At 39.5% G+C, this 26,715-nt stretch carries 24 protein-coding genes; 10 read left to right on the top strand and 14 right to left on the bottom strand.

Translation table 11 applies throughout. From position 1 onward, the window contains the following. Nucleotides 1-142: 142 nt before the first annotated feature. On the top strand, nt 143-1,291 hold the full coding sequence (locus H5088_RS06055; protein WP_182752439.1) for a hypothetical protein: 1,149 nt from the start codon (nt 143-145) through the stop codon (nt 1,289-1,291). 235 nt (nt 1,292-1,526) lie between these two features. On the opposite strand, the gene H5088_RS06050 is transcribed toward H5088_RS06055, so the two are convergent. The 5 genes from H5088_RS06050 to H5088_RS06030 form a co-directional block, all read right to left on the bottom strand. Next, nucleotides 1,527-1,661: a hypothetical protein gene (locus H5088_RS06050; RefSeq protein ID WP_259398089.1), complete on the bottom strand. Its 135-nt coding sequence runs from the start codon at nt 1,659-1,661 to the stop codon at nt 1,527-1,529. Nucleotides 1,662-1,998: 337 nt separating this feature from the next. Continuing rightward, nucleotides 1,999-4,890, bottom strand: a complete 2,892-nt coding sequence (gcvP, locus tag H5088_RS06045) for an aminomethyl-transferring glycine dehydrogenase (RefSeq protein ID WP_182752438.1) — start codon at nt 4,888-4,890, stop codon at nt 1,999-2,001. 175 nt (nt 4,891-5,065) lie between these two features. Beyond that, nucleotides 5,066-5,455: a glycine cleavage system protein GcvH gene (gcvH, locus tag H5088_RS06040; protein WP_002958029.1), complete on the bottom strand. Its 390-nt coding sequence runs from the start codon at nt 5,453-5,455 to the stop codon at nt 5,066-5,068. A 73-nt stretch (nt 5,456-5,528) separates the two neighbouring features. Next, a complete protein-coding gene (gene gcvT, locus H5088_RS06035) occupies nt 5,529-6,611 on the bottom strand; it encodes a glycine cleavage system aminomethyltransferase GcvT (RefSeq protein ID WP_024590230.1) in 1,083 nt (360 codons plus the stop codon). A 98-nt stretch (nt 6,612-6,709) separates the two neighbouring features. Beyond that, complete coding sequence (locus tag H5088_RS06030) at nt 6,710-7,309, bottom strand: hypothetical protein (protein ID WP_182752437.1); 600 nt, start codon at nt 7,307-7,309, stop codon at nt 6,710-6,712. A gap of 126 nt (nt 7,310-7,435) precedes the next feature. Here H5088_RS06030 and H5088_RS06025 point away from each other — a divergent pair, with 126 nt between their 5' ends. After that, nucleotides 7,436-8,281 carry a LysR family transcriptional regulator gene (locus H5088_RS06025; RefSeq protein ID WP_002958025.1) on the top strand — a complete coding sequence of 282 codons (846 nt, stop codon included), beginning with the start codon at nt 7,436-7,438 and terminating at the stop codon, nt 8,279-8,281. Nucleotides 8,282-8,493: 212 nt separating this feature from the next. Then, nucleotides 8,494-10,650 (top strand): TonB-dependent receptor domain-containing protein, encoded by a 2,157-nt coding sequence (locus H5088_RS06020; RefSeq protein WP_182752436.1) that lies wholly within the window; start codon nt 8,494-8,496, stop codon nt 10,648-10,650. A 219-nt stretch (nt 10,651-10,869) separates the two neighbouring features. Here H5088_RS06020 and rlmB read toward each other — a convergent pair whose 3' ends face one another. The 6 genes from rlmB to H5088_RS05990 all read right to left on the bottom strand — a co-directional run bounded on the left by rlmB (nt 10,870) and on the right by H5088_RS05990 (nt 17,021). Beyond that, nucleotides 10,870-11,613, bottom strand: a complete 744-nt coding sequence (gene rlmB, locus H5088_RS06015) for a 23S rRNA (guanosine(2251)-2'-O)-methyltransferase RlmB (RefSeq protein ID WP_002958023.1) — start codon at nt 11,611-11,613, stop codon at nt 10,870-10,872. After that, on the bottom strand, nt 11,610-14,105 hold the full coding sequence (rnr, locus tag H5088_RS06010) for a ribonuclease R (RefSeq protein ID WP_182752435.1): 2,496 nt from the start codon (nt 14,103-14,105) through the stop codon (nt 11,610-11,612). Before rnr ends, rlmB begins: the two co-directional genes overlap by 4 nt. A 201-nt stretch (nt 14,106-14,306) precedes the next feature. Further along, nucleotides 14,307-15,041 carry an enoyl-CoA hydratase/isomerase family protein gene (locus H5088_RS06005; RefSeq protein ID WP_182752434.1) on the bottom strand — a complete coding sequence of 245 codons (735 nt, stop codon included), beginning with the start codon at nt 15,039-15,041 and terminating at the stop codon, nt 14,307-14,309. 98 nt (nt 15,042-15,139) lie between these two features. Beyond that, nucleotides 15,140-15,754: a DNA-binding response regulator gene (locus H5088_RS06000; protein WP_138488568.1), complete on the bottom strand. Its 615-nt coding sequence runs from the start codon at nt 15,752-15,754 to the stop codon at nt 15,140-15,142. Continuing rightward, entirely contained in the window at nt 15,754-16,854 is a 1,101-nt protein-coding gene (locus H5088_RS05995; protein WP_182752433.1) for a sensor histidine kinase, read from the bottom strand. Before H5088_RS05995 ends, H5088_RS06000 begins: the two co-directional genes overlap by 1 nt. Further along, nucleotides 16,851-17,021, bottom strand: a complete 171-nt coding sequence (locus tag H5088_RS05990) for a hypothetical protein (RefSeq protein WP_164487629.1) — start codon at nt 17,019-17,021, stop codon at nt 16,851-16,853. The genes H5088_RS05995 and H5088_RS05990 overlap by 4 nt, the downstream gene beginning before the upstream one ends. A 159-nt stretch (nt 17,022-17,180) precedes the next feature. Here H5088_RS05990 and H5088_RS05985 point away from each other — a divergent pair, with 159 nt between their 5' ends. The 4 genes from H5088_RS05985 to queG all read left to right on the top strand — a co-directional run bounded on the left by H5088_RS05985 (nt 17,181) and on the right by queG (nt 21,214). After that, entirely contained in the window at nt 17,181-18,047 is an 867-nt protein-coding gene (locus H5088_RS05985) for a DMT family transporter (RefSeq protein WP_024594632.1), read from the top strand. After that, entirely contained in the window at nt 18,044-18,748 is a 705-nt protein-coding gene (locus H5088_RS05980) for a glycerophosphodiester phosphodiesterase family protein (RefSeq protein ID WP_024599309.1), read from the top strand. Before H5088_RS05985 ends, H5088_RS05980 begins: the two co-directional genes overlap by 4 nt. A 45-nt stretch (nt 18,749-18,793) precedes the next feature. Beyond that, entirely contained in the window at nt 18,794-20,014 is a 1,221-nt protein-coding gene (locus H5088_RS05975) for a methyl-accepting chemotaxis protein (protein WP_182752432.1), read from the top strand. A gap of 66 nt (nt 20,015-20,080) precedes the next feature. Further along, on the top strand, nt 20,081-21,214 hold the full coding sequence (gene queG, locus H5088_RS05970; protein ID WP_182752431.1) for a tRNA epoxyqueuosine(34) reductase QueG: 1,134 nt from the start codon (nt 20,081-20,083) through the stop codon (nt 21,212-21,214). Nucleotides 21,215-21,248: 34 nt separating this feature from the next. Here the strand turns inward: queG and H5088_RS05965 are convergent, their stop codons facing one another. The 3 genes from H5088_RS05965 to H5088_RS05955 all read right to left on the bottom strand — a co-directional run bounded on the left by H5088_RS05965 (nt 21,249) and on the right by H5088_RS05955 (nt 25,033). Continuing rightward, nucleotides 21,249-22,376: a PleD family two-component system response regulator gene (locus H5088_RS05965; protein WP_058154163.1), complete on the bottom strand. Its 1,128-nt coding sequence runs from the start codon at nt 22,374-22,376 to the stop codon at nt 21,249-21,251. A 54-nt stretch (nt 22,377-22,430) separates the two neighbouring features. Beyond that, nucleotides 22,431-24,425, bottom strand: a complete 1,995-nt coding sequence (locus tag H5088_RS05960; protein ID WP_182752430.1) for an ATP-binding protein — start codon at nt 24,423-24,425, stop codon at nt 22,431-22,433. 119 nt (nt 24,426-24,544) lie between these two features. Beyond that, nucleotides 24,545-25,033 (bottom strand): GNAT family N-acetyltransferase, encoded by a 489-nt coding sequence (locus H5088_RS05955; protein WP_182752429.1) that lies wholly within the window; start codon nt 25,031-25,033, stop codon nt 24,545-24,547. 81 nt (nt 25,034-25,114) lie between these two features. Here H5088_RS05955 and H5088_RS05950 point away from each other — a divergent pair, with 81 nt between their 5' ends. From H5088_RS05950 to H5088_RS05940, 3 genes are all read left to right on the top strand, one after another. After that, nucleotides 25,115-25,690, top strand: a complete 576-nt coding sequence (locus tag H5088_RS05950; RefSeq protein ID WP_182752428.1) for a glutathione peroxidase — start codon at nt 25,115-25,117, stop codon at nt 25,688-25,690. 86 nt (nt 25,691-25,776) lie between these two features. Then, nucleotides 25,777-26,058, top strand: a complete 282-nt coding sequence (locus H5088_RS05945) for a peptidylprolyl isomerase (protein ID WP_002958009.1) — start codon at nt 25,777-25,779, stop codon at nt 26,056-26,058. Between the two features lie 64 nt (nt 26,059-26,122). Further along, the gene (locus H5088_RS05940; protein WP_024605976.1) at nt 26,123-26,701 is read left to right on the top strand and encodes a glutathione S-transferase family protein; all 579 of its coding nucleotides are present in this window, start codon (nt 26,123-26,125) and stop codon (nt 26,699-26,701) included. Nucleotides 26,702-26,715 lie beyond the last annotated feature (14 nt).

Below are 26,715 nucleotides of genomic sequence, written 5' to 3'. Positions count from 1 at the left end.
CGATGATACTAATTGGCCGTTAAACAATACTAATGCACGGCAAAAGCAAATTTCAGTCGATTCAACGTTAATCGGTTGCCCTAAGTTAGTAATAATAGGATAGTAAATTACACATAAAAAATAGCCTTATATTAGGAATATTATGATCAAAGTATTATTAGCGACCAGCTTAATTGCCTCTTCATTCGCTGCTTTAAGTAATCCTTTAACTGTTGAAGAACAGCGCATCAACAAAGCCCAATCGGCAATGCCAAATGTTTTAAATGCATTTACCTCACAAGTATCAAGTTTTGAGCAACAATTTAAAGAATTAAACGACTTTAAAAGTGCAAAAGCATTAGTACAAAACTTTAGCTTTGAACTGTGGGAAAACGCCAAGCAACGCATAATAAAAACCAGTAACTACGACGACCGAGAGCTCTACTGGGCACGCCTGCTTTCAAGCAAAGTAATACGTACAACATCACCTAAATTTTCAATTACGCAGGCTCAACTAAATACTTTGCTAACCCTACTTGAGGAAGGCAGCAGAGGCCGTACCGACCTTGCTTTTTCATCAGGCAGCACTAAAAAAATATTACTTACAGGCTTTGACCCATTTTTACTCGATAGAAACATAAACCAAAGTAACCCCTCAGGTGTTGCGGCGTTATTACTCGACGGCCAAGTTATTAATTACAACGGCATAAGCGCAGAAATTAACACCGTTATGGTGCCTGTACGCTACGAAGATTTTGATCAAGGTATAATAGAATCGCTACTTGCCCCCTACTACGCACTTAATAATGTAGACATGGTAGTAACCGTAAGTATGGGCAGAACAGAATTTGATTTAGAGCACTTTCCGGGTAAACGCCGCAGCGTAACCGCCCCAGATAATGCCAATATTGTGTATGGTGGAACGCAAACAAGCCCAGTAATACCAAAACTTAATGGCCGACCACTCCCGGGCAACGAGTTTGTAAAATTTAGCTTGCCTGTAAGTTACATGCAACAAGCCAAAGGCCCTTATAAAGTTATCGACAATCACGAAGTCACCACGCTTGAAAAAACCTATAAAGCAGGTTCGTACGGCGAGCTTAAGAATAGTATTGCGGTAAATGGCGGCGGCGGTGGTTACTTGTCTAACGAAATATCGTACCGAAGTATTCGCCTGCGTGACGCACTTAATTCAAGTATACCTACAGGGCATATTCATACCCCACGTATACAACAATTCGAACCTGAAACAGAAGCTAAAATAGTAAAACAAATAAAAGCAATGCTAGAGCAGAGCTTAGTAGCGCTATAGTTTATAACAACCAATTTAAGCGCATAAAAAAGGGCAATAACATTGCCCTTTATTTTCTCACGCACTCTCCCACGGTTAATCACATGGTAAACACATTCTTAAACTCTATTCGTCGTGGTCTAGACAGAGTAATTGACTCGATGAGCAATAAACTAAAAAGCTAGATATTTGATGTGTAATAAAAATTTAGTGCCTTTGGTTTTACAGTTAACTGAGGGCTTAATTAGCTCTTAATTTATTTAATGCTATTCCAGATAGGTAACTCTTGCCAATTATCTGGAAAGCCCATTTCTGTTACGTCTACATTATAAGTATCAATTAAACTAGCTAACTTTTGCTTCCAATGGTGATGAGGGCTAATTAAATCCATAAAGTAAGCACACATAACTAGTATTGAATTAACTTTAAAAAAGAGCTTTGCAGGAGCACTGTATTATCTCAAGCTTTAGCTATAAGTAATTGCGACTGTAACTGTGAATTTAGATAAATAATTATCGGTTTAAATAATAATTATAAATTTAAATGTTTTTATTTAGATAAAGAAATACAGGTACCAATGACAAACTTAATTCAGATATTTTCATTCTTTATACGAGAGCTACATTCAACAATAAAAAAGGTGAGCTATAAAAGCTCACCTTCTTTGTTCATTCGCAAACTTATTTATACGTGTTCGCAAACTTATTTATCATGAACAGTCGCGGTTCTTAGTCGCGATAAGTCTCAACCGCTGGGCATGAACATACTAAGTTACGGTCACCGTATACATCATCTATACGTGTAACGGTTGGCCAGAACTTGTTTTTAGCCACTGCAGGTACTGGGAATGCAGCGTAAAAACGGTCGTATGCGCGATCCCATTCGTTACCTAACACGTCGCCTTGTGTATGCGGTGCAAACACTAGCGGGTTATTTTCGATTGACCATTCGCCAGAAATTACTTTTTCGATTTCGCCTTTAATTGACACCATTGCTTCGATAAAGCGGTCAATCTCACCTTTTGATTCAGACTCAGTTGGCTCAATCATTAATGTGCCAGCTACTGGGAACGACATAGTTGGTGAATGGAAGCCGTAATCTTGCAAGCGCTTAGCTACGTCCATTTCAGTAATGCCTGATTGCTCTTTAAGCGGGCGTAAGTCAACAATACATTCGTGAGCAACACGGTTGTTACGACCACGGTATAAAATTGGGAAGTGCTTGCTTAGCTCATGCGTTAAGTAGTTAGCGTTCACAATGGCCATTTCAGTGGCTTGTTTTAAGCCCTCTGAACCCATCATGGTGATGTAAGCCCATGAAATAGGTAAAATAGCGGCTGAGCCGTAAGGCGCTGCCGATACCGCACCGTTACCAATGTTAGTACCTGGTACGTTAATTACGCTGTGGTTTGGCATAAATGGCGCAAGGTGCGATTTAACACCAATTGGGCCAACACCTGGACCACCGCCGCCGTGTGGAATACAAAACGTTTTATGCAAGTTTAAGTGCGATACGTCTGAGCCAATAAAGCCAGGGCTTGTTACACCAACTTGCGCGTTCATGTTAGCGCCGTCCATGTAAACTTGGCCGCCGTGCTCATGAATAATGTCACAAATTTCGCGAATTGTTTCTTCGTAAACACCGTGCGTAGACGGGTATGTGATCATAATACACGATAAGTTTTCAGACACTTCCTCAGCTTTCGCTTTAAGGTCTGCCATGTCTACGTTACCGTTTTTATCGCAGTTAACTACCACAATTTTCATGCTCGCCATTTGCGCTGATGCAGGGTTAGTACCGTGCGCAGAGCTTGGGATTAAACATACATTACGGTGTGCATCCCCTCGTGATTCGTGGTATTTACGAATCGCGATTAAGCCTGCGTATTCACCTTGCGCGCCAGAGTTTGGCTGTAGTGATACTGCATCGTAACCGGTAATGTTTACTAACCAGTCGTGTAGCTCGCCAATCATTATTTGGTAACCCTCTGCTTGATCTAGCGGGCAGAATGGGTGAAGGTTTGCAAACTCAGGCCACGTAATTGGGATCATCTCAGCAGTCGCGTTTAGTTTCATGGTACATGAGCCTAACGAGATCATTGAGTGATTAAGCGATAAGTCTTTGCTTTCTAGTCGCTTAATGTAGCGAAGCATGTCTGTTTCGCTGTGGTAGCTGTTAAAGTTTGGATGCGTTAGTACTTCGTCGTCACGTACTAAACTTGCAGGGATAGACTCGCTGCCATTTGCTTCAACGTCTGCTGCAATAGCGTCAACACTTAGGCCATGGCCTTCGCCTAAAATAATATCGAATAACTCAGCGATATCTGCACGTGTTGTAGTCTCTGATACCGAAATTGAATACTCGCCTTCGTGGTTTGTTGCAAAGTTTACGCCTTTTGCAATTGCACGCGCTATTACGTCGTCTTTGCTATCGCTTACTACTGTTAGCGTATCAAACCAAGTGCTGTGCTTAAGTGCGATGCCTTTAGCTTTAAGGCCACTTGCTAAAATATCAGCAAAGCGATGTATACGCTGCGCGATAGTTTTTAAGCCTTGTGGGCCGTGGTACACCGCGTAAAACGCTGCCATGTTGGCAAGTAATACTTGTGCTGTACAAATGTTTGAATTGGCTTTGTCGCGGCGAATGTGTTGTTCGCGCGTTTGCATTGCCATACGTAGTGCGTCGTTACCTAAACGGTCTTTAGATACACCAATAATACGACCTGGTAATGAACGCTTGTATGCGTCACGTGTTGCAAAAAATGCAGCGTGTGGACCGCCGTAACCCATAGGTACGCCAAAACGTTGAGCCGAACCAAGAACTACGTCTGCACCTAGTTTACCCGGCGCTTTTAACAGTAATAAACTCATTATGTCGGCAGCAACACAGGCAATCGCCTTTTTGCTTTGTACGCCAGCAATTAGGTCAGTTATGTCTACCACTTCGCCTGATGTAGTTGGGTATTGGAACAATGCGCCAAATATGTCGTGGTTTACGGCATCTTCTGCTTTACCTACAATTATTTCAAAACCAAACTGCTCGGCACGCGTTGTTACTACGTCGATTGTTTGTGTGTGTACGTCGTCGGCAATAAAAAATGCATTGGCTTTTTTAGCTTTTGATACGCGTTTTGCAAGGCCCATAGCCTCTGCAGCGGCTGTTGATTCGTCAAGTAGTGATGCGCTTGCTAAATCAAGACCGGTTAAATCTAGGGTCATAGTTTGGAAGTTTAATAATGATTCTAAACGCCCTTGAGCAATCTCTGGCTGATACGGTGTGTACGCTGTATACCAACCTGGATTTTCTAGTACGTTACGTAAAATTACGTGCGGTACGTTAGTTGGGTGGTAGCCTTGGCCAATGTACGATTTGAAAACTTTATTTTTGCTTGCTACTGATTTTAAGTAGCTTAGTGTTTCAACTTCAGTACGGCTTTGTCCAACTGTTAACGGTTGCTCTAGACGAATGCTAGCCGGTACAGTTTGGTCAATGAGCTCTTGCACACTCGATACTTCTAAAGCACTTAGCATATCGCTTACTTGTGCTGGGCTTGGCCCAATATGGCGGCGAATAAAATCTTGCTTTTGCTCTAGTTCTTCAAGAGATTTGGCGTTTGACATGTGTCCAGATTCCTATGATCCAAAAAATGTGGCTACTGCTGATGGGTAAACAGCAATAACTTAAAATTCTTATAATTTAACAGCTTACTTTGTATGGAAAAGTTAACTGTAAAATCATAAAAGCCCCGATATCTAAATAAAACACACGGGGCTTTTAGTTATCTACAAAGAATAATTATTCTTCGTCGATAGTGTGCGAGTAACCTTCAGCGTCTAATAAGTTGTCTAGCTCAGACTCGTCAGATGCTTTAATACGGAATAACCAACCGTCGCCGTAAGCGTCGTTGTTTACTGTTTCAGGTGAGTCTTCAAGTTCTTCGTTAATAGCAACAATTTCGCCACTGATAGGTGCGTAAATGTCTGATGCTGCTTTAACTGACTCTGCTACTGCACAGTCTTCGCCAGCGTCTACTTCGTCGCCAACCTCTGGTAATTCAACAAATACCATGTCGCCAAGAAGCTCTTGCGCATGCTCAGAAATACCAACAGTAAATGTACCGTCGCCTTCGTTACGAACCCACTCGTGTGAAGGTGCGTATTTTAACTCGCTAGGAATGTTGCTCATTTTATTTGTCCTTTGGTTTATATTGGGAGGATATCAATCACTGTAATTACACTGATTGATATAACCAAATTATTTAAATTATTGATTTACCGTTACGTACAAAGCTAGGCTTTACTACTTTAACGTTTACTAATTTTTTACGCATTTCTACTTGAGCTGTATCGCCTGTTGAACGTGGTACACGTGCAAGGGCTACACTAAAACCAAGTGTTGGGGAGAAAGTACCAGAAGTAATAATACCTTCACCACCATCAACAATTACTTTAGAACCGCTACGCAAAACGCCTTTTTCTTCAAACACTAAGCCAACTAGTTTGTCAGTGCTTTTTTCTGCGCGTTGCTTAACAAGTACGTCACGACCAATAAAGTCACGATCTTCTGGTTCCCATGCAATGGTCCATGCCATGTTAGCTGCAAGTGGTGATACGCTTTCGTCCATATCTAGGCCGTAAAGGTTCATACCTGCTTCTAAACGTAGCGTGTCGCGTGCACCTAAACCAGCAGGTTTAACACCTGCGTCTAGCAGTTGTTGCCATAAATCGGCTGCTTGGTCGTTCGGTACTACTATTTCGTAACCGTCTTCGCCAGTATAACCCGTTGTGGCAATAAATAAATCACCTACTTGAACACCAAAAAATGGCTTCATACCTTCAACAGCGGCTTGTTGCTCAGCATTTAAAAGAGTAGCTGTTTTTGCTTTAGCGTTAGGGCCTTGTACTGCAATCATTGCAAACTCTGGGCGCTCTGTAACAGTTACGTCAAAGTCGCTCGATACGTTAGCTAAATGCGCTAGGTCTTTTTCGCGCGTTGCTGAGTTAACAACTAGGCGGTAAAACGTTTCACTAAAGAAATAAATAATTAAGTCGTCTATTACACCGCCTTGCTCGTTAAGCATGCCTGTGTAAAGCGCTTTGCCTGGTACGGTTAATTTTGCAACGTCGTTAGCTACTAGCTTACGTAAAAATGCTTTTGCTTGAGGCCCTTCAATATCAACAATAGTCATGTGTGATACGTCAAACATACCTGCGTCGGTACGTACGCTATTGTGTTCTTCTATTTGTGAGCCGTAGTTGATTGGCATTTCCCAGCCATGAAAATCAACCATTTTTGCGCCCGCTTCTAGGTGCTTAGCATGTAGTACAGTTTTAGAAGTCATAACATTCCTTCACGTTTAAATTAACCCTGTTTAGGGCGTGGCTTAAATAGATATAAAAACAGGTAAACATTGTTATGCTCGCCTGTTGTTTTTATTCGTTATGCGGCTTCACTATGCATAAGTGCAAAGCCTTGCGCTTGCATGTAGCTTTGCCATTTTTGTAATTCTTGTTGTTTAGCTACTAATACAAAGTGTTGTTCGTCGTTTTTATCAATGGCGGTAATAAATACATCACCGCTTTGTGCACCGTAGCAAAGTTGCGCGTCAGAAAGGCGCAAACCTGGTGTTAATTTAAAAGCATTAACTAGGGTATCAAATGCGCTGTCGCCACTTAAAATAAAGCTTGCTAGGTCGGTGCGTACTACATAATCAATATCAAAACGTAATTGCTGCTCGTTTATAAGCGCTTGTAGTTGAAGGCTTGCGTTGTGTGGTAGTACGAATCTAAAGGCGGTTTCGCTAAAGTAATAAACTGCAAAACTGTAGTCAGAATTATAGTCGCCATCAAGCGTGCCTTTTAAGCCTAAACCGCTGGCGGTAAGCTTAGTTAAATCAAGGCCTAAAATAGTGCTTAAAAATACACTGGTTTCGGTTCCGCTAAAATCCATTACAACGTGATTGTTGTTAGTTTGCAAAGCGTTAGTAACCGCACTACTTGCGTTGCTGTGGCGGGCAAACATTATTGGGTTAAAAGTCATAACAAACACCTGTGTATTTTCGATTACAAAAGTATATTGCCCACGTCTATCAACAACAAATTGTAATTATTTATCAATTGATAAATAATACTTATATATATGGCTATATAAATTGTAATTTTAAATATGAAAAACATATCAACAGACGGTTTACGTACTTTTGTAATGGTAGTTGAAATAGGTGGCTTTGCTAAAGCAGGCGATTTACTTGGCCTGTCGCAACCTGCTGTAAGTTTGCAAATCAAGCGCTTAGAAGACGTGCTTGGCTATAAACTATTTAAAAAACAAGGGCAGCGCCAAGTATTAAACCAGTACGGCGAGCTATTATTGCCTATGGCAAAACAAATGATGCAACACAACGATGCTATTTTGCAGCAGTTCACCTCAGAAAACATTGCAGGTAAAGTGCGCTTGGGTATTCCGAGCGAATTTGCAGCGCGTATTTTACCCTCAATTATTGGCGACTTTGTGGCGCTCTACCCTGAGGTGTCGTTAGAGGTTAAGTCGCGTTTAAGTAAGCATTTGCTTTCGGCTTCTCGCCAAGATCAGTTTGATTTAGTACTTGCGCTAAATGAGCGACTCAACTCTGATAAGTTTCCTATTTTTATGCAAGACGAACTAGTGTGGGTGGGCGACCTGTCACTTGCGCATAATGAGGTGGTTACCCTAGTTACCGCACCAGAGGGATGTATTTATCGTCGCCGTGCTACTGATGCATTAAAAAGTGCAGGCATTAAATACCGAATAGTTTATAGCAACGCCGATTTAACCGGCCTTATTGCTGCATTAAAAGAAGGCTTAGGTATTACGGTACTTGCCAAAAGTACAGTACCGAGTGAGCTTAACTATCAGGTTCAAACCAAGCATTTACCAGCTCTTGGTAATATTGGTATTAGCTTGGTTAAAAGTTCGGGTGAGTCGGAAAATGCGGTAGATAAACTCGCTGAATTTATAGCTCTACGCTTGGGCTAGCGCTTACGTAGCACATATAATTCGTTCAGCCTTTATAGTTAGTAAAACAATTACAAAACAATACAAAAGAAACAATTTAGTTAATTAAGTTGCATAAGCAGGTATTTTTAGTTCTATTAAACTGAATAATTAAATAGTTAATAACATTGATTCGTATTCGTTAACGTGTTCAAATTGCGCCAATTAAGATAATTGACATGATTAGGAACACAATGAACCCTAAGTTTTTAGTATCTACTTTGGCAACTGCGGTTGCTTTGTCTTTTAGTGCTACTGCAATAGCAAAAGACACCAGCAATAAAGAACAACGCTTTGAACAAATTACTGTTATTGGCTCTCAGCAGGCAATTAACGATATTCCTGGTTCAGCTACGTTTATTTCTGAAGAAGATCTGCAAAAATTCCAGTTTACCGATATTTCTCGCGTTTTAGCGTCTGTTCCGGGCGTTTACGTGCAAGAAGAAGACGGTTATGGCCTTCGTCCTAATATTGGTATGCGCGGTACAGGTACTGGCCGTAACGATAAAATATCAGTAATGGAAGACGGTGTATTAGTTGCACCAGCACCATATTCAGCACCTTCTGCATACTACTTCCCTACTATGGGTCGTATGGAATCTATTGAAGTATTAAAAGGCGCAGCCTCAGTTAAGTACGGCCCGCGTACTACAGGTGGTGTTTTAAACTTACTTTCGCGCAGCTTACCAACTGAGCCAAATAGCTCAAAAGGTATGGTAGATGCAGCCCTTGGTAGCGACGGTTACTACAAAGGCCACGCTTACTTTGGTAAAGAAAAAAATAACACAGCGGGTTTAATTGAAGTATTTACTTACGGCGCAGACGGCTTTAAAGAGCTGCCAGTAGGCAATGACAACACCGGCTTTGAAAAAACAGATTTACTATTAAAGTTTGGCCATACGTTTGGTCAAAACGATGCGCATAATCTTGAGCTAAAAATTAAGTACTCTGACGAAACATCAGACGAAACATACATGGGCTTAACTGACGAAGACTATCAAGAAAGTCCTTACCGTCGTTATGCTGCATCGCAAAACGATGAAATGAATACTCGCCATAACGCATACCAACTTAACTACGCGTACCGTTTTGGTGATGGCTATGAATTTTTAGCAACGGCTTACTTAAACGATTTTCATCGTAACTGGTATAAAGCCAGCAGCGTAGGTTTAAGTACTCTTGAGCAGTACAGCGATTTTGAAGCAAACCCAACAAGCGAAGGCATTGAAGGTATTGGTGTTAAAGCTAATAACCGCGACTACCAAGCTAAAGGTATTCAGTCTGAATTACATATTCCTGCAGGCGATCACTATGTGACTGTTGGCGTACGTTACCACGAAGACGAAATGGATCGTTTTCAGTGGGAAGACAAATACACACTTAATCAAGACCTAAGCTTAACGCTTACAGAGCAAGGCGTTCCGGGCTCTGATAGCAACCGCGTAGATAGTGCAGAAGCAAGCACCTTGTTTATTCAAGACGAGTGGACAATTGACGCTTTAGTAGTAAGTGCAGGTCTTCGTTATGAAGACATTACTATTACTCGTGAAGAGTGGTCTAAATCAGATCCAACACGCAGCAACGGTTTAACTAAAGATGTGTCGAACGACACTGAAATTTTAGTGCCGTCACTAGGTGCTACTTACACACTTAACGAAAGCGTAACGCTACTTGCGGGCATTCAAAAAGGGTATGCACCAGCAGCACCTGGTAATGCTGACCAAGAAGAAGAAGAAAGTGTAAACATTGAGTTTGGCTCTCGCTTTAATATGGATGGCTTTAGCGGTGAAGTAATTGCCTTTTACTCAGACTACGACAACATGCACGGTAACTGTACTGCAGCGGTTGGTTGTAGCGACGACAACATTGGCGACCAATACAACTACGGTGAAGTAGAAGTAGCGGGCTTTGAATTTAGTGCAGCACGTACGTTTGCAACTGATACAGCTATGTTCCCAGTTAAATTAACGTACACCTACACAGACTCTGAGTTTAAAAACGATTTTGATTCAGAAATTTGGGGCGCGGTAGAAAAAGGCGATGCAATGCCTTACGTACCAGAAAACCAAGTAGCGTTATCGTTAGGTGCTGAGTTTTCTGCGTTTGTAGTTAACAGCCAAATACGTTACGTATCTGAAGCGCATGCTAACTTAACGCAGTCGGGCTTAAACGCAATTGATAGCCGCGTAGTATGGGATTTAGCCGCTAAATACTTAATCGATGAAAATCAAAAAGTATACCTAAACGTTGATAACTTGTTTGATAAAACATACGTTGCTAACCGTTCAAACGGTGGCATTCAGCCAGGTAAGCCGCGTACGGTACAGATGGGCTACACATACTCATTCTAACGAGTTAAATAGCTCTCTAGCTGCGTTAAAAATAACTCATATAAGAACAACTATATTTCGTTATTTTTGCCTTGCTATAGAGTTATTTTCCTATCGCTATAATAGAGCATCAATTCAGTACAATTGGTGCAAAGTTAAAGCGTAAATTACAGACACAAAAAAGCCGAGATTGAATTTCAATCTCGGCTTTTTAATACATAAAACTTATCGTTTTATATATTAGTTATTTGCGTTACGTTGGCGTAATACTTCAAACAAACAAATACCCGTGGCTACCGATACGTTTAAGCTTGAAACAGTACCCGCCATTGGGATTTTAACGAGCATATCGCAATGCTCACGCGTTAAGCGTCGCATGCCCTCGCCTTCTGCGCCCATAACAATAGCCATTGGCCCCGTTAAGCTTGCGTCAAATACATGGTTATCAGTTTCGCCAGCGGTGCCTACAACCCATACGCCTGCATCTTTAATTTCGCGAAGCGTACGTGCAAGGTTAGTCACTTGAATAAGCGGTACTGTTTCGGCTGCGCCACATGCAACTTTACGTGCGGTACCGTTAAGCTTAGCCGACTTATCTTTAGGTACAATCACAGCGTGAACACCTGCCGCGTCTGCACTACGTAGGCATGCGCCTAAGTTATGCGGATCGGTAATACCATCAAGCACAAGTAAAAACGGTGTGTCTTCACGAGCGATTATCGCATCAAGATCTTTTTCATTGAACGTTGGCGCTGCTTTTACGTTAGCAATAATACCTTGATGCTGCTCACCTTTTGATTTGCTATCAAGGGCTTTACGCTGCATAAACTGTACTGAAATACCAAATTTACGTGCTTCATCAATAATCGGAGTTGAGCGTTTGTCGTCACGACCTTTAAGGGCGTAAATTTCTACAAAGCGCTCTGGTTCGCTTTCTAAAATTGCTTCAACAGAATGAAAGCCAAAAATTAATTCATTACTCACGTATTGTCTGCTCCTGGGCTAGTACGTTTGCGGGCATTTTTGCCTGCTCTTTTAGGCTTTTTAACGGCCTTCTTCTTTGGTTTTTTCTTTACGGCAGAGTCTGCTGCTTTTTTATCTGCAGGTTTTTTTGCAGACTTATTTGCAGGCTTGCCTTTATCTTTATTTGCTGGCTTTTTTTTACCTTTTGGTTTGTCATCGCTGTGCGACTTTTTACCTGGTACTTTGCCTGCTTTTAATTGCGAACGCACACTTGCTGGCGCATGCTCAGACTTACCTGAACCTTTTTTTGGTGCACGACGACGTGAGTACCTGTCTTGTGCAACATCGCCTTTAAGCGTTAAGTTTATACGGCGATCGTCTAAACTAACCGACGCAACTTTTACTGTTACTTTATCGCCAAGGCGATAAACTTTGTGAGAGTGCTCACCTATTAGGGTGTGTTTTGCAGCATCATGCGCAAAAAACTCGTCGCCTAAATTAGTAACGTGTATAAGCCCATCAATTTGTAAATCGTCTAAACGAATAAACAAACCAAAATTGGTAACCGATGAAATAACACCATCAAACTCTTCACCTACATGGTCTTGCATAAACTCACATTTAAGCCAATCAGCTACTTCGCGAGTTGCATCATCGGCGCGGCGCTCTGTTGTAGAACACTGCTCACCTAGTTGATCAACTTCATCGTCGGTGTAAGCATATTCGCCAGACGTTTGCTGACCTTGTGCTTTTATTACTGCTTTAATAGCACGATGCACTACTAAATCTGGGTAACGGCGTATTGGCGATGTAAAATGCGCGTAAGCCGATAACGCTAAACCAAAGTGACCAATGTTATCTGGCTGATATACAGCTTGTTTCATTGAACGCAGTAACATAGTTTGAATAAGTTCAGCTTCTGGGCGGTCACCTAGTCGCGCTAATACTTGCGTTATTTCTTTTGGTGTTGGCTCGTCGCTTAATGTGCTTTCAATACCTAACTCGCCTAAAAACTTAGTAAAGTTACCTAGTTTTTCTTGGTCTGGTTCGTCATGCACACGATAAAGCGCGCTTGCTTCGTGCTTTTCAAGAATTTTAGCCGCTGATACGTTGGCTAAAATCATACATTCTTCAATGAGTTTGTGCGCGTCGTTACGAATAACAGGCACTATTGATTCTATTTTACGCTGAGCGTTAAATACAAAACGTGTTTCTAGGGTTTCAAACTCTATGGCACCACGGTCTTGGCGTGCTGCTTTAAGTGCCATGTACATTTGCTGTAAATCAGTTAAATGTGGCACAACGGCTGAGTATTCTTCGCGTAGTTTTTCGTCGTTTTGTAAAATGGCATTTACTTTGGTGTAAGTTAAACGTGCATGCGAGTTCATTATCGCTTCGTAAAACTTATAACCCGAAAGTTTACCCGCGCTCGACACGGTCATTTCGGCAACCATACATAAGCGATCTACTTTTGGATTAAGCGAACATAATCCATTAGAAAGCACTTTTGGTAGCATCGGAATTACTTGCTCAGGAAAATACACTGAGTTACCACGCAAAATTGCTTCTTTGTTAAGCGGCGTGTTCATTCCTACGTAATGCGATACATCGGCAATGGCAACCCATAAGCGCCAGCCACCTGATTTTTTAGGTTCACAATATACTGCGTCATCAAAGTCGCGTGCATCTTCGCCATCAATAGTTACAAGTGGTAAATCACGTAAATCTACGCGACCTTGTTTGTCAGCTTCTTCAACAAATTCACCTAGATGAGCAACTTGTGCTTCAACTTCTTCTGGCCATACATGTGGAATATCGTGATTGCGCAGTGCAACTTCAATTTCCATACCTGGGGCTAAATGCTCACCAAGTACATCTATAACTTTACCTACCGCGTTCATGTTACGGCTTGGGTTTTGCGTAATTTTAACCTGCACCATTTGGTTATGGCGGGCACCGTTTTCGTTGCCTGGTAAAATCATTATATCTTGCGTTATGCGCGGGTCTTCAGCGACTACAACAGCAACACCGTGCTCAACAAAGTAACGGCCAACAATTGGCGCGCGCTCGTTAGTAAGCACTTTTATAATACGTGCATCGCATTTTGAGCCAGAACCACGTTTAGTGCCTTTAGCTAGTACAATGTCGCCATGTAACACCATATTCATTTGGTGCTTAGCAATAAACCAATCTTTACTCTCGCCTTCAACTTCTAAAAAGCCGAAACCGTCTCTGTGGCCTATTACTTTGCCTTTGGTTAAACCGGCTTCGTCAATTAGGGCGTAGCATTTAAATTTATTGAAATACAGCTGTCCGTCACGCTCCATAGCGCGAAGGCGGCGTTTAAATGCTATTTGGCGTTCGTCATCGTTTACTGCTAGTTCTTCACATAATTGCGCGTAGTTAGCAGGCTTTGAACGCTCTTGAAGGTGAGTAAGTATAAACTCACGACTAGGGACTGGGTTTTCGTACTTTTCTTGTTCTCGACTGAGATTTGGATCTTGGTTTGACATTCACTATCTTGTTAGTTGGTTATGTAGGTATTTTAACCCATATAGTTATAATGAGACAGGTAAAAGCTATTAAACTTTTAAGAAAGCACTTTTACCTTGCTGTTTACCTTGCTGTATAGTTTAAAAATCTAGCGCAATGGGGCTTAACGACCCCTTAACTGCAAAGTGTTTAGTCATCTCATAGCAATGCTAAAATCTATACTATTTTTTTTGTAGGTTTTTCCACAGCAGTTTACTTATATTATCAATAAAGCTTGGATCTTCTTCTTTCATCGTAAGTAAAATCTGCTTATTCATTTGTGTTTTATTTTGAGCGTAAATCCAACGATTTTTATTAAACTGCTGGGCAAACTCAAGTGCACCCGCTTGTAGTTCGTCGTTATTTGCAAACACAGCTTCAACTACTTTGTTCTCTAGCAACAGCTGTGCACCAACCCGCTCTCCTGACATAGCTAGACGATTAAAGAAAGTTTGCGAAATAGCCTTATTAATTATAGGAAACATCGACGGAACAAACGGCACCATTACATCCACTTCAGGAAAACAAAAAAAGCCTTTGTCTGATTTCATAAATCTAAAGTCGCACGCACACGCAAGTACAGAACCATTACCATAGGTATGCCCGTTTAACGCAGCAATAATAGGCATAGGAAAAGTAACTATGCGTTTAAATAAGTCACTTATTTGAATCATAAAGTCTGAAATTGCTGCAGGTAAAATACTTGGATTAGACATCCATTGAAGGTCGATACCCAATGACCAGTTTTTATCACTTGAAGACGTTAAAATAACTGACTTAATATTTTGTTCAGCTTCAATGTGGTCTAGGTGTAAATTAAACTCAGCCAAAAACGCTGGGTTGTGGCGGTTTTCAGCAGTATTCATGGTGAGTATAGCGATATTATTTTTAGTTGTTAGTTCTATTAAATTTGCCATTAAAACCTCTTTTAGCGCTTTTTAAGCCAATTTTAAGCGCTGTTCGTTACTTTTACATATCATAGTAATACTTTGCTTATAATTTATAAACCCACTAATTAAAGCCATCCTTTTTGTTTAGCTATACGCGCAGCATCTATGCGGTTAGTGGCGTTTAATTTTGCAATGGCGTCCGATAGGTAGTTACGCGTAGTCCCTTCGCTAATAAATAGCTGCTTGGCTATGTCGCTTGTTTTAAGGCCATCGCTTGCAAGTTTAAGGGCTTTGCGTTCTTTATCGGTAAGTGGATCTGCGTCGTCTAATGCATTAATAGCAAGCTCTGGGTCAATTACCTTTTGTCCCTGCATTACTTTTTTAAGCGCATTTATTAACTCTTCACTTGGTGCTTCTTTTAAAATAAAACCTTTAACGCCTGTCGTAAGCGCTCGCCTAATATAACCCGCACGAGAAAATGTAGTCATAATAACCATTTTTATAGTAGGAAATTTAACAGCTATTTTTTCGCTAAGCTCTATACCATTCATGGTTGGCATTTCTATATCGGTTAAAATTATATCGGGATGTAAATCACTATCAAGCGCCTCAATTGCATTAAGTGCATCTTGCCCGTTACTTGCTTGCCCAATAATCTCAATATTAAAATCAAGCCCTAACAATGCTGCTACTGCGTCGCGCACAAGCGCCTGATCTTCCACTAAATATACTCTGATCATTATAAATCCTTAGCTGTAATTGGCAGCACTACTTTTAAAGTAAAATTATCGCCACAGGTAAATGCTGCACTGCCATTTAGTTGCTCTGCTCGCTCTTTAATACCATTTAGGCCATTGCCCGAATTCAATGTACTGCACGGACCATGGTCAATTACGGTTATAAGTAACTGCTGCGCTGTTTGTTCTATATTTATTTCGCAATTTTTTGTATTGCTATGGCGTAATAAGTTAGTAACTGCCTCTTTAATTACAAGGCCTGCTATACCCTCTACTTTAGCGGGCAGAGCATTTAAAACCACATTAAATGAAACGTTAAATCCTTGCTCTATTAACCTTAGCTTTAACTGTGCTACTTGGCTGACAAGATTAAGCTGTTTTAAATCACTTACGGCGCTTCTTACATCGCTAAGTAACTGCCTTGCCAAATCGGCCACTTGTGCAATTTCGCTATTTGCTTGAGCGTAGCGCTCTCCTTGGTTTAATTTATTAGCAAGCTCAGCTTTTAAAGCAATAGATGAAAGTGAATGACCTAAAATATCATGCAAGTCGCGAGCTATTCGTTCTCGCTCTGCAATAGCTGCTAATTGCTCTAGTTGGTTAGCGCTTTCTTGTTCGCGCTTTTTGTATAAGCTTTCTCTTTTTGCTGCAATACCGTAACTAAATAATGTGGCGCATAGAATCAAAGCAACGCCTAAAAAGTATTGAACCTTACCTATATCTCCAATATATGTGCTTAATAAAACCGTGAATATAATTGCGATCGCAGCATAAATTCTTTGACGGTAGCTGTAAGAGTAGCCTGCTATATAGGCTACGAAACCAAATAAAGTAGGCGTACCTGTGGTGTAAAAAGTAGCGCAAAAACAAATTAAGAGCATGGCTACAAATAACTTAGTCACCCCTGCGCTTTTACAGTTTATTGCTTTTACATACAAAAGAATAAAAGCAATATAGAAGGCTAAAGACATAACAATTTGGTTAACTGTAAAGCTCGAAAAATTAATTATTAGCGGGAGTAAATAAAAGCCGGTAAAAATTAAATGTCCATATTTCCAAAAACCTTTATCGCTTTGTTGAGAAAAGCTGCTTAACGAGCTCATACTAATACCTCTGGCATATTATTTTTACTTATAGCACTATTTTTATTAATAAATATAAATAACATAAAAATGCATACCAGCATAAAGCAATCTGCGTACGTAATAGTAAAACTTAACGCCTCTAGCACTTCATTAATAGTTAAGCTGATTAAAATTAAAGAATTCATAATTACCTCCTGTTGAGTAAGGTAACTATGCCCACGTACAAAAATAATAAGAGTGTGAAGTGTCATCAACTTTAATGACTTTTGTCATGCGGTAAAAAATTCATCTTAAGAATTTTTAAGCAATGTTAATATATTCAAAAAGTACAACAAGGAAACTAAATGCAGCCTCAGCAACAAAGTTTAATTTATTTACACATAGCGGTATTACTTTTTGGCGGGACCGCTCTATTTGCCAAACTTATTGGTTTAAATGCTTTAGATATTACCGTTTACAGAACTGCAATTGCAGGAATGGCTATTTTAGCCATGCTTTATTTTCAAAAAAAACAAATTAAACTCAACAAACCTAAAGACTATCTTATTGCGTTATTTTTAGGTGTTGCGGTGGGTATTCACTGGGTTACCTATTTTGCTGGTATGCAAATGGCCGGTATAACTATTGGAATGCTGGCATTTTTTAGCTACCCCGTAATGACGGTGTTTTTAGAACCCTTATTTAATAAAAGCAGGCCAAAAGCAAAAGATATAATAAGTGCAGCGGTGGTTGTTTTAGGTATTTACTTATTAGTACCAAGTGCAAACTTGGGCGATGATGTAACCCTAGGTGTAATAACAGGTGTGATATCAGCATTGTTTTTTTCAATAAGAAACATTACTCATAAGCGCTACTTTAGCCAATATGGCGGGCCGCAAACGATGTTTTATCAAACCTTAGTGGCAAGCATTATGTTGTGTGCATTTATAGAAGTACCAGTGTATGAGGTTAGTAATCATGACCTGATTTTAATTGCTGTAGCGGGTGTTATATTTACAGCTACACCGCACTCGTTATTTGCAGCAAGTTTAAAGCATCTATCAGCGGCAACTGCGGGGTTAATTTCTTGCTTGCAGCCACTTTATGGCACCATACTGGCTATAGTAATTATTCATGAACGTCCTACTGTTATGACGTTAGTTGGTGGAGCACTCATAGTGAGTGCCGCTTGTTTTGAAACGTGGTCAATCACTAAAAAGGCTCGACAATGAAAGTATTTGCACACCGTGGTGCCAGTGGGGACTTTCCTGAAAACACCAAAAGCGCTATTTTAGAAGCGTTAAAAGTAGGTGTTGATGGTATTGAAGTAGATATTCAAAGTTCCTTCGATGATTACATGGTAATACACGATTCATGGCTTGATAGAACCACCAGCGGTAAAGGCAGGGTGAGTAACTTTACCGCTCATGAGCTCTCTAAGCTTGATGCTGGAAATGGTGAAAAAATTCCTACTCTTCAGCAGCTGTTTGATTGGAATAACAATAAATCTTTATTAAATATTGAGCTTAAACACACGTTTGCACTAGAAAGGTTTGTGGCTCAATTAGAACAAAACATTGAAGCTAAAAAAATATCGAAAACCAATATTTTAGTATCATCGTTTGATCATCATCAACTACAGTGGCTTAAAAACAAGCTACCATGGCTTAAAATAGGCGCCCTTACTTCTTCTATTCCAATTAACTATGCAAAGTTTGCTAGTGATTTAAACGCTTATAGCGTACATGCAGATAAAACCTTTATAAATAAGGCCTTTGCAGAGGATGCAAAAAAAAGAGGCCTAAAGATTTATGCTTATACAGTCGATAGGGAAGAAGATATAGCGCTAATGCTTGAGTATGGCATAGACGGAATTTTTACAAATTACCCAGCGCGAACCAAAGCTTACTTGTTGTCGTTACAAAAAGGCTAACTTACATTCCCCTCACTTAAATAACAATCGTAGGGCTTGAGCATAATGAGTGGTTTCATGAAAATTTATAACTATATAGAGCAAACATTCTTTTTTACGTTAACCCGTAAAATAGTCGGTAATTTAAGTTTTGTATTATTGTTCCAAGCAATTACGTTATTTTGGCTGCATCAGAGTTTAAGCGAACAACAGCAAAGTACAGGGCTATTTTGGCTGCTTACGCTTGTGATTATATCTGGTTTTATTTTTACTCTTTTTTATATGCGTTTTTTAATTGTTCGCCCTGTTACTGCTATGCGCGATACTTTGATAGAAATAAACCAACAAGATGCAAATTTAGCAGCAAAACTTCCCCACTTTTCGTATGACGAATTTAAAGATTTAAGTTCACAATACAATATATTTACTGCCCATTTAAGTGAGTTACTCAGCACAACATATAACAGTGCTCAAGCGAGTGCACGCAGCAATACACAAGTCACTGAATCAATGAAAAATACTGAGCAATCAAGTGAGCAACAAATACAGTTAAGCCACAGTATTATTAATGCCAGTATGCAAATAACCCAAAGCTTACAAGACATAGTAAATAATACAGATAGCGTACATAACGTTAATAATGAACACCTTAACTTTGTAAAACTATCTGCGTCAGAACTCGCTGCTTTAGTAGAGCAGGTAAAACTTATTACTAATATGCTAGGTAGCTTTTCAAATACAATTGCGGGACTAAAAGAGAACAGTGAAAACATTCGTAGTATTTTAAAAATGGTTGAAGAGTTTTCTGATCAAACTAATTTGTTAGCCCTCAACGCCGCAATAGAAGCAGCTAGAGCGGGTGAAGCTGGCAGAGGATTTGCCGTAGTTGCAGACGAAGTACGCACGCTTTCAATAAAGGTAAGTGGCGCAACTAGGCAGGTTAGCGACTTTATAAGTCAGATGAATGATTTGGTAAACGAGACAAATAAAGAGTCAGAGCAATTAATGACTCACTCTAATAACGCACAAAGCTCAATTAGTGCAACCTGTGATGGCTTTACTAAAATGCTTAGTGAGTTTGAGCACAACCAGCAGCAGCTGCAACAAATAGCCAGTGCTGTACATTTGCTTGAGGACACCCAAAGTACGACTCACCAATCGGTAGAGCAAATCGTAGCTTTAGGGGAGCAAGCTAAACAACAAATAGATACGGCATTAGCCGATAGCGAGCAATCTCAACAGCTTAGCTTACAAACCCAACAACAGTTAAAGCGCTTTGTGCACTAAGAAGCGTTTTCGGGCTCAGAGAAATATGGTAAATTACGCAGCTATTAATTTAAGTGTGTAAAGCGTGTGAGCAACCCTACTCCAGACTATGAAAAATTAGCCCTGCAAATAAAAACCTGGGGGCAAGAGCTTGGCTTTAGCGAAGTGGGCATTACTGATATTGACTTATCTAAGCACGAAGCCCAATTGCAACGTTGGCTTGATGCAGGCTACCACGGCTCGATGGATTATATGGCTGCCCACGGTATGAAACGCGCCCGCCCTGCTGAATTAGTGCCTGGTACACAACGTGTTATATCCGTAAAAATGAATTATCTGCCTCCCGATGCTGGCTTTGCAAAAACCTTAAAAAATAAAGAAAAAGCATATATAAGCCGCTATGCATTAGGTCGTGATTACCATAAATTAATGCGTAATCGTTTAAAAAAACTCGGCCAAAAAATAGAGCAAGAAATTGGCGAGTATGGCTTTAGACCCTTTGTAGATTCAGCCCCTGTACTTGAGCGTCAACTTGCCGAAAAAGCCGGCTTAGGGTGGCGTGGTAAGCATTCGTTATTAATTAACCAAGAAGCTGGGTCGTGGTTTTTTTTAGGCGAGCTATTTATTGATTTACCTCTACCAATTGATGCAGAAAACACCTTTGAAGGCTGCGGTAAATGCGTTGCTTGTATTACTCTTTGCCCAACAGGTGCAATTGTAGAGCCCTACGTTGTTGATGCACGTAAATGTATATCGTATTTAACCATAGAACACCAAGGGACAATACCAGAGCAGTACCGAACTTTATTAGGCAATCGTGTTTATGGTTGTGATGATTGCCAGTTGGTATGTCCTTGGAATCGTTATGGACAAATAACTGACGAAAATGACTTTCATCCTCGCACTCAATTAAAAGATAAAGATTTACTTGAGCTGTTTGCTTGGGATGAGCCTACATTTTTAAAAAACACCGAAGGCAGCCCTATTCGTCGCATTGGCCACGAACGTTGGTTACGTAATTTAGCAGTTGGTTTAGGTAATGCAGAGTTCAGCCCCGCTATTATTAATGCCCTACAAGATAAAAGCCAAATATGCAGCGAACTTGTTTTAGAGCATATTGAATGGGCACTTGCTCAGCAAAACGATAAACAACGATTACAAATTCGTAAAACAGCTAGGTTAATTAGAATTGTAGAAAAAGGCTTACCAAGGGATGCATAGCACCGCTTAAGTAAACCTTTATATTGCGAAGTAACTAGTTTTTCAAAAGTAACGATAGATCTTGTTCTATCTCTGTAAAGGCTGCTTTGACTTGTTTAACAGACTCTTCTCTTGCTACTGAGTTTTGGATAGTTTCATCTACTTTTTTATAAATAAACACCTCCTGATCTTCATCCAGTCCCATTGATGGGATACGTTCTTCGAGCTCTTCTTGTAACTGTTTAAACACTTTTTCGTTGTTTTGACGGTTTTCATTCAACAAGCTAATTAAGCTATGAAACTTACTATGAACAGTACTTGCTACGGCATTAAGTTTCGCTCGTTGTGATTCAAGCATTTTCTTGGTCATGATGGCGCGTAACTGCTGCTCGGTAACACTGACAATAAAACATACGTGGTCGCGTATACGACCATGCTTATCAGGGTCATGATCGGGCATATTTAAAATGAGTAAGCTAATCAATTCATAGTTAACTAAAATTCGGTGCGAAAACTCATGTAAGCGCCCTTTGTTTTTCAGCATTTCAAATAGCTCCACCACAATAGGTGAACACACGCCGTTTAGCGCAAAGTGGCTAATTTCATTATTTTCTCTAAATTCTACATTGCTTTGTAAATCAAAAGACTGCAGGCAATCTACAAGCGCTTTACCTAGCTCTTGAGGATCGTTAATAAAGCCTATGTTTTCAACGTAGTTAACTATTTGCCCCATTTCACTGCTATTGGCCATTGCATTAAATGCAGTTGATGTTGCATCTTCAACTTGCTTTTCTAGGCTTTGTTTTTCAACGAGTACTTGATTTAAATTTTTAAGCTTAGATTTAAGTTCGTCATGGCCAAAAGGTTTTACAATATAATCTTCTGCGCCAACAGAATAGCCTTCCATGCGTTCTTCAACAGTGCCGCGAGCAGAAACAAACATAACAATAATGTGTGCGGTATTTGGATTTGCTTTAAGTGCCTTACATACTTCATAGCCGTTCATTTGCGGCATACTTACGTCGAGCAATATAACCTGAGGCATATAACCTTCAACCATGTTTAAACACTCAGGACCATTCGTTGCTACTTGTAATTCAAAATCAAGATCCTCTAAAATTTCCTCAATAATTTCAAGGTTAAAGGGTTCGTCATCAACGGCTAGTATTTTAGTTAAGGCCATAATTTATCATCCATTCAAATTCTCAAAAAAGTTACTTGGCTTGCCAAAAAACAATTAATTACTGTGTTGTATTAATTGATCTTCAGCCAAATGATCATCTAGATTTATTTCTAATGGCACCTGTATAGATATAGTTGCGCCACCATTTTCGTTGTTACGTGCAGTGATCTCTCCTTGGTGTAAAGATACAAACTCTCTACACAATGCAAGGCCCAATCCTGTACCACCGGCACCGCTATTTGTTTTACTGCTTTGCACAAACTTAGTAAAAATATGCTCCAGCTCATCTTCTGGGATGCCGACCCCACTATCGGTAACCTCTATGGTAGCAAATCGACTATCTGACTCTAAATTTATCTGTATTTTACTTTTTGGTTCACTAAATTTGAGTGCATTACCTAATACGTTTCGAAGTAACTGGTTTATTTGCTCTTCATCACACTGCGAAATTACAGGTAGCTGCTGCGCGGTAAATATAATCTCAATTTCTTTTTCCATTGCCGTACCAGACACATCGTCAATACTTGTTTTAATAATATTCGCTAAATTATAGGGACGAGGGTTAAATGGAAACTTACCTACATCTAGCTTAGATAGGTCAAGTAAATTATTTAGTAACGACAGTAAACGCTCACCACTACTCTCTATTCGCGATAGATACTTAATGAGTTTTTCTTTTGCAAAATCTCCAGCTTCTAATTTAGTTAAACCAAAACGCGAAAAACTTAAAATAGAGTGCATAGGTGTTCGAAGTTCATGCGACATGTTTGCTAAAAATTCTGATTTACTTAAGTTTGCAGCCTCAGCCACATTTTTAGCATGCTCGAGTTGTGAAGTACGCGCTCTTACTTGCTCTTCAAGAACATCTTTTGCTTCAAGTAATAAATCCTCTTTTTGCTTAAGATGAGTTACATTTTTAAATATGACCGCAAGTGCTATTTCGCCATGGTGATCTATCTCATTAAAAGAGCCAACTAAGGGTATATAACCTCCTGCTGTTTTAGATAAACGTAAGTCGCAGCTAAATTGGCGATTACTATTTAATGTCGATATTTTATTTTTAATACCTAATGTTGAATCATCATCTAAAAAGCTAAATACTGATTTCCCTTCGAGTTCGTTAAACGGTAAGTTAAATAGTTTTAAACAGGCATCATTAGCTTCTATCACTCTACCGCATTTCTCAAACAACATAATTGCATCGGGCGTATGCTTATAAATAACCTGAAGTAGGCTGTCTTTTTCAATCAGGGCATCAACTGTATCTTGTAGCCTTTCGACAAGTTCTGCGTTATGGCGTTTTAATAGCTCTGTTTGCCACAGTTTATGTATTGATTGTAATAATGAGCTATCGTTTAAAGGTTTAATGAGTACATCTTCTACGCCTTGACGAATTGCGTCGATCATTGAAACTTGATCAGGGCGTGAGGTAAATAACAAACAACGACAATGCGGTTGGGTTACTTTTAAATTTGAAAAAATTCCTAAACCTGTTCCGTCATCTAAAATAAAATCGCTTATCAGTATATCTATTTGCTTTTCTTTACTAATTTCTAAAGCTTCTGCGGAGGTTGTTGCAGTATGAGTCTCGATATGAGCACCGATTAAGCTATTTTTCATTTTTTCGAGACGTTCAGGAACATGATCGACGAGTAAAATAGTAGGTAATTGCAAAATATGATTAGAGCCTAATTCTAGTAAGCTCTCTAAAAGAGAAGTAATTTCTTTATTAGAAAAAAATGGATATATCACGGTTGCGTCAGGCGCAACATGATTTAGCTCACTAAACGCAGTTAGTTGCTCACCACTTTGTGCTTTTGGAGAAAGCAGCATAAAACGCTCTTGCGCTACTTGGCTTACAAGCGGTTTTATAGAATCAACAGGCACACCATGGGCAACAACAACTAAGTCGTAATCGCCTATATTGGTATACATGTCTAGCATGCTGAAATGAATTAATTCGACTTCACACCCTATTAATTCTAAAAGCACTTTCACACGCATCGCGATGACACTACTACTATCAATAATTAATATTTTTCGAATCATCAAGCCACACTTCAAATTAATAAACTTAATATCCTAATAGCGTAGTCTATTTTTATTTAATTGGCACAAAGCCCTATCGTTTTTTTGTAAAAAAATATTACAAGGTTTCATAAAACAGTTTATCTAAGATGCTTTCCAAAAATAGTCAGGCTGTAGGGCTTGTTATCCATTATGGCAACGCTTGGTAGCTCGCCCCATATTTCAAAATCAAAATGCTTAAACAATTTAACACTGGGTAAATTATGACTAAAAATAAAACCAAGCAATACTTTAATATTTAATTGCTTAGCTTGTGTTTGAGCAAATATCATTAGCTTTTTACCAAGCCCTTTACCTTGTGCTTTACGGGTAATGTAAATGCTCATCTCTACTGTGCCATCGTAAGCAGGGCGCCCATAAAACGACTTATAACTTACCCAAGCAAGTACTTGGTTATTTTCGCAGTAAACATAAATAGGCCTTTTATCGTTATGGCTATTAAACCAGTCACGCTTTTCTTCAACAGTAACTTCTTCGGTATCTGCAGTTACCATTCGCCCTGCAATGGTTTCGTTATAAATGGCTACAATTTCACTAAGATCATCAATAGTTGCTAAACGGGTTGTCATAGGTCATTCAAAGGTTGATCAATTTGTTTCATATTAGCGTATGATTATCCAATCAAACAATTGAAAAGTTTAGGTAATGTAATGCTAAAAAAAATTATAATAGGATTAATGGCTTTATTTATTAATGCCCCACTCCACGCTGAAACATCATCAACTATAAACCAAACCTCTACCCAAGACTGTCAAGATTTTACCAATGTCGATATTCGAAAGCTGCGCTCAAAAGAATCTATTAATTTATGCCAATTTAAAAATAAGCCTTTATTAATAGTAAACACGGCAAGCAACTGTGGTTTTACACCCCAATTTAAAGGCCTTGAAGCGCTATATCAACGATACAAAGAACAAGGCTTAGTCGTATTAGGGTTCCCTTCTGATGATTTTTTTCAAGAAGAGGATAGTGAAAAAGAAACTGCAAAAGTATGCTTTGTAAATTATGGTGTAACCTTCCCTATGTTTGCTACAAGCGAAGTGCGTGGTAGTAAAGCGAACCCAATTTTTAAATATTTGAATGAGCAAACTAGCTCTCCAAATTGGAACTTTTATAAGTATTTAGTGTCTGCTGATCGTGAGACGGTTTTACGGTTTAACAGCAAAGCAGCACCTGATTCAGAACAAATGATTGCTGCAATTGAAACTGTGCTTGCTGATAAATAAGTTTATACTGGTACAATTAGTTGAAACTAACTAGAATGATATTTTAATTCGGTTAAAAAAACACCACACTATACTCGGGAGATTTTATGACAGTAGCAAGCGCACGACATATACTTGTAGACAGTGAAGCACAATGCTTAGACTTAAAAACAAAAATTGAGCAAGGCGAAGACTTTGCTGAATTAGCCAAAGCGCATTCAAACTGCCCATCAGGTCAAGATGGCGGTGCTCTTGGTGAGTTTGGTCCTGGTATGATGGTTCCAGAGTTTGATAAAGTTGTGTTTTCAGCTCCAATTAACCAAGTACAAGGCCCTGTGCAAACTCAATTTGGTTATCATTTACTTGAAGTTACTAGCCGTTCAGAATAAATTTAACTGTATCGTGAGTAACGTTTTATAAAAGCCGCTTATGCGGCTTTTTTATGGAGTAATTATGCAATTAATTGGTTCTGTACCTTCACCTTACGTGCGCCGAATTAGAATTTGGGCACAACAAAACAACTGTAAACTAGAGCTTGTGAGTCTTGATATATTTTCTGAGCAAGATCGCCCTACTATGGCCAGTAAAAATCCAGCTCGAAAGATTCCTATTCTGGTAGATGGCGACTTAACACTTAGTGACTCTAATTCTATATTGCGCTATTTACTTGAAAAAACAGGTCAACCAAAACTAACGTGGCCGCAAGAGCACTTACTTACGACTATAAATGCCTGTAACGATTCGCTAGTAGAAATGTTGCTATGTGAACGCTCTGGATTTGACACCAAAAGCGATAAACTCTTTTTTAATTTGCAAAACGAACGAATTGAACAAACATTAAGCTTTTTAAATACCCATTTAAGCGATGAAGAATTTAAAAGCTGTGAATACCTCAACATCAGTTTATACTGCCTGCTTGATTGGATTTGCTTTCGTGAATTAACTGACTTTAGTCAGTATTCAGAGCTTGTTGCTTTTCATAAGCAATATGGCAAGCGTCAAGCAGCAATAGATACTAATCCTCGTCACTAATTTAAAAAGGTAAA

Origin of the sequence: Pseudoalteromonas sp. SR43-3 (assembly GCF_014163875.1) — a bacterium.
Taxonomy (GTDB): Bacteria; Pseudomonadota; Gammaproteobacteria; order Enterobacterales; family Alteromonadaceae; genus Pseudoalteromonas; species Pseudoalteromonas distincta.
The sequence above is the reverse complement of the archived record's forward strand: the minus strand, read 5'-3'. Positions and strand labels throughout refer to the sequence as shown.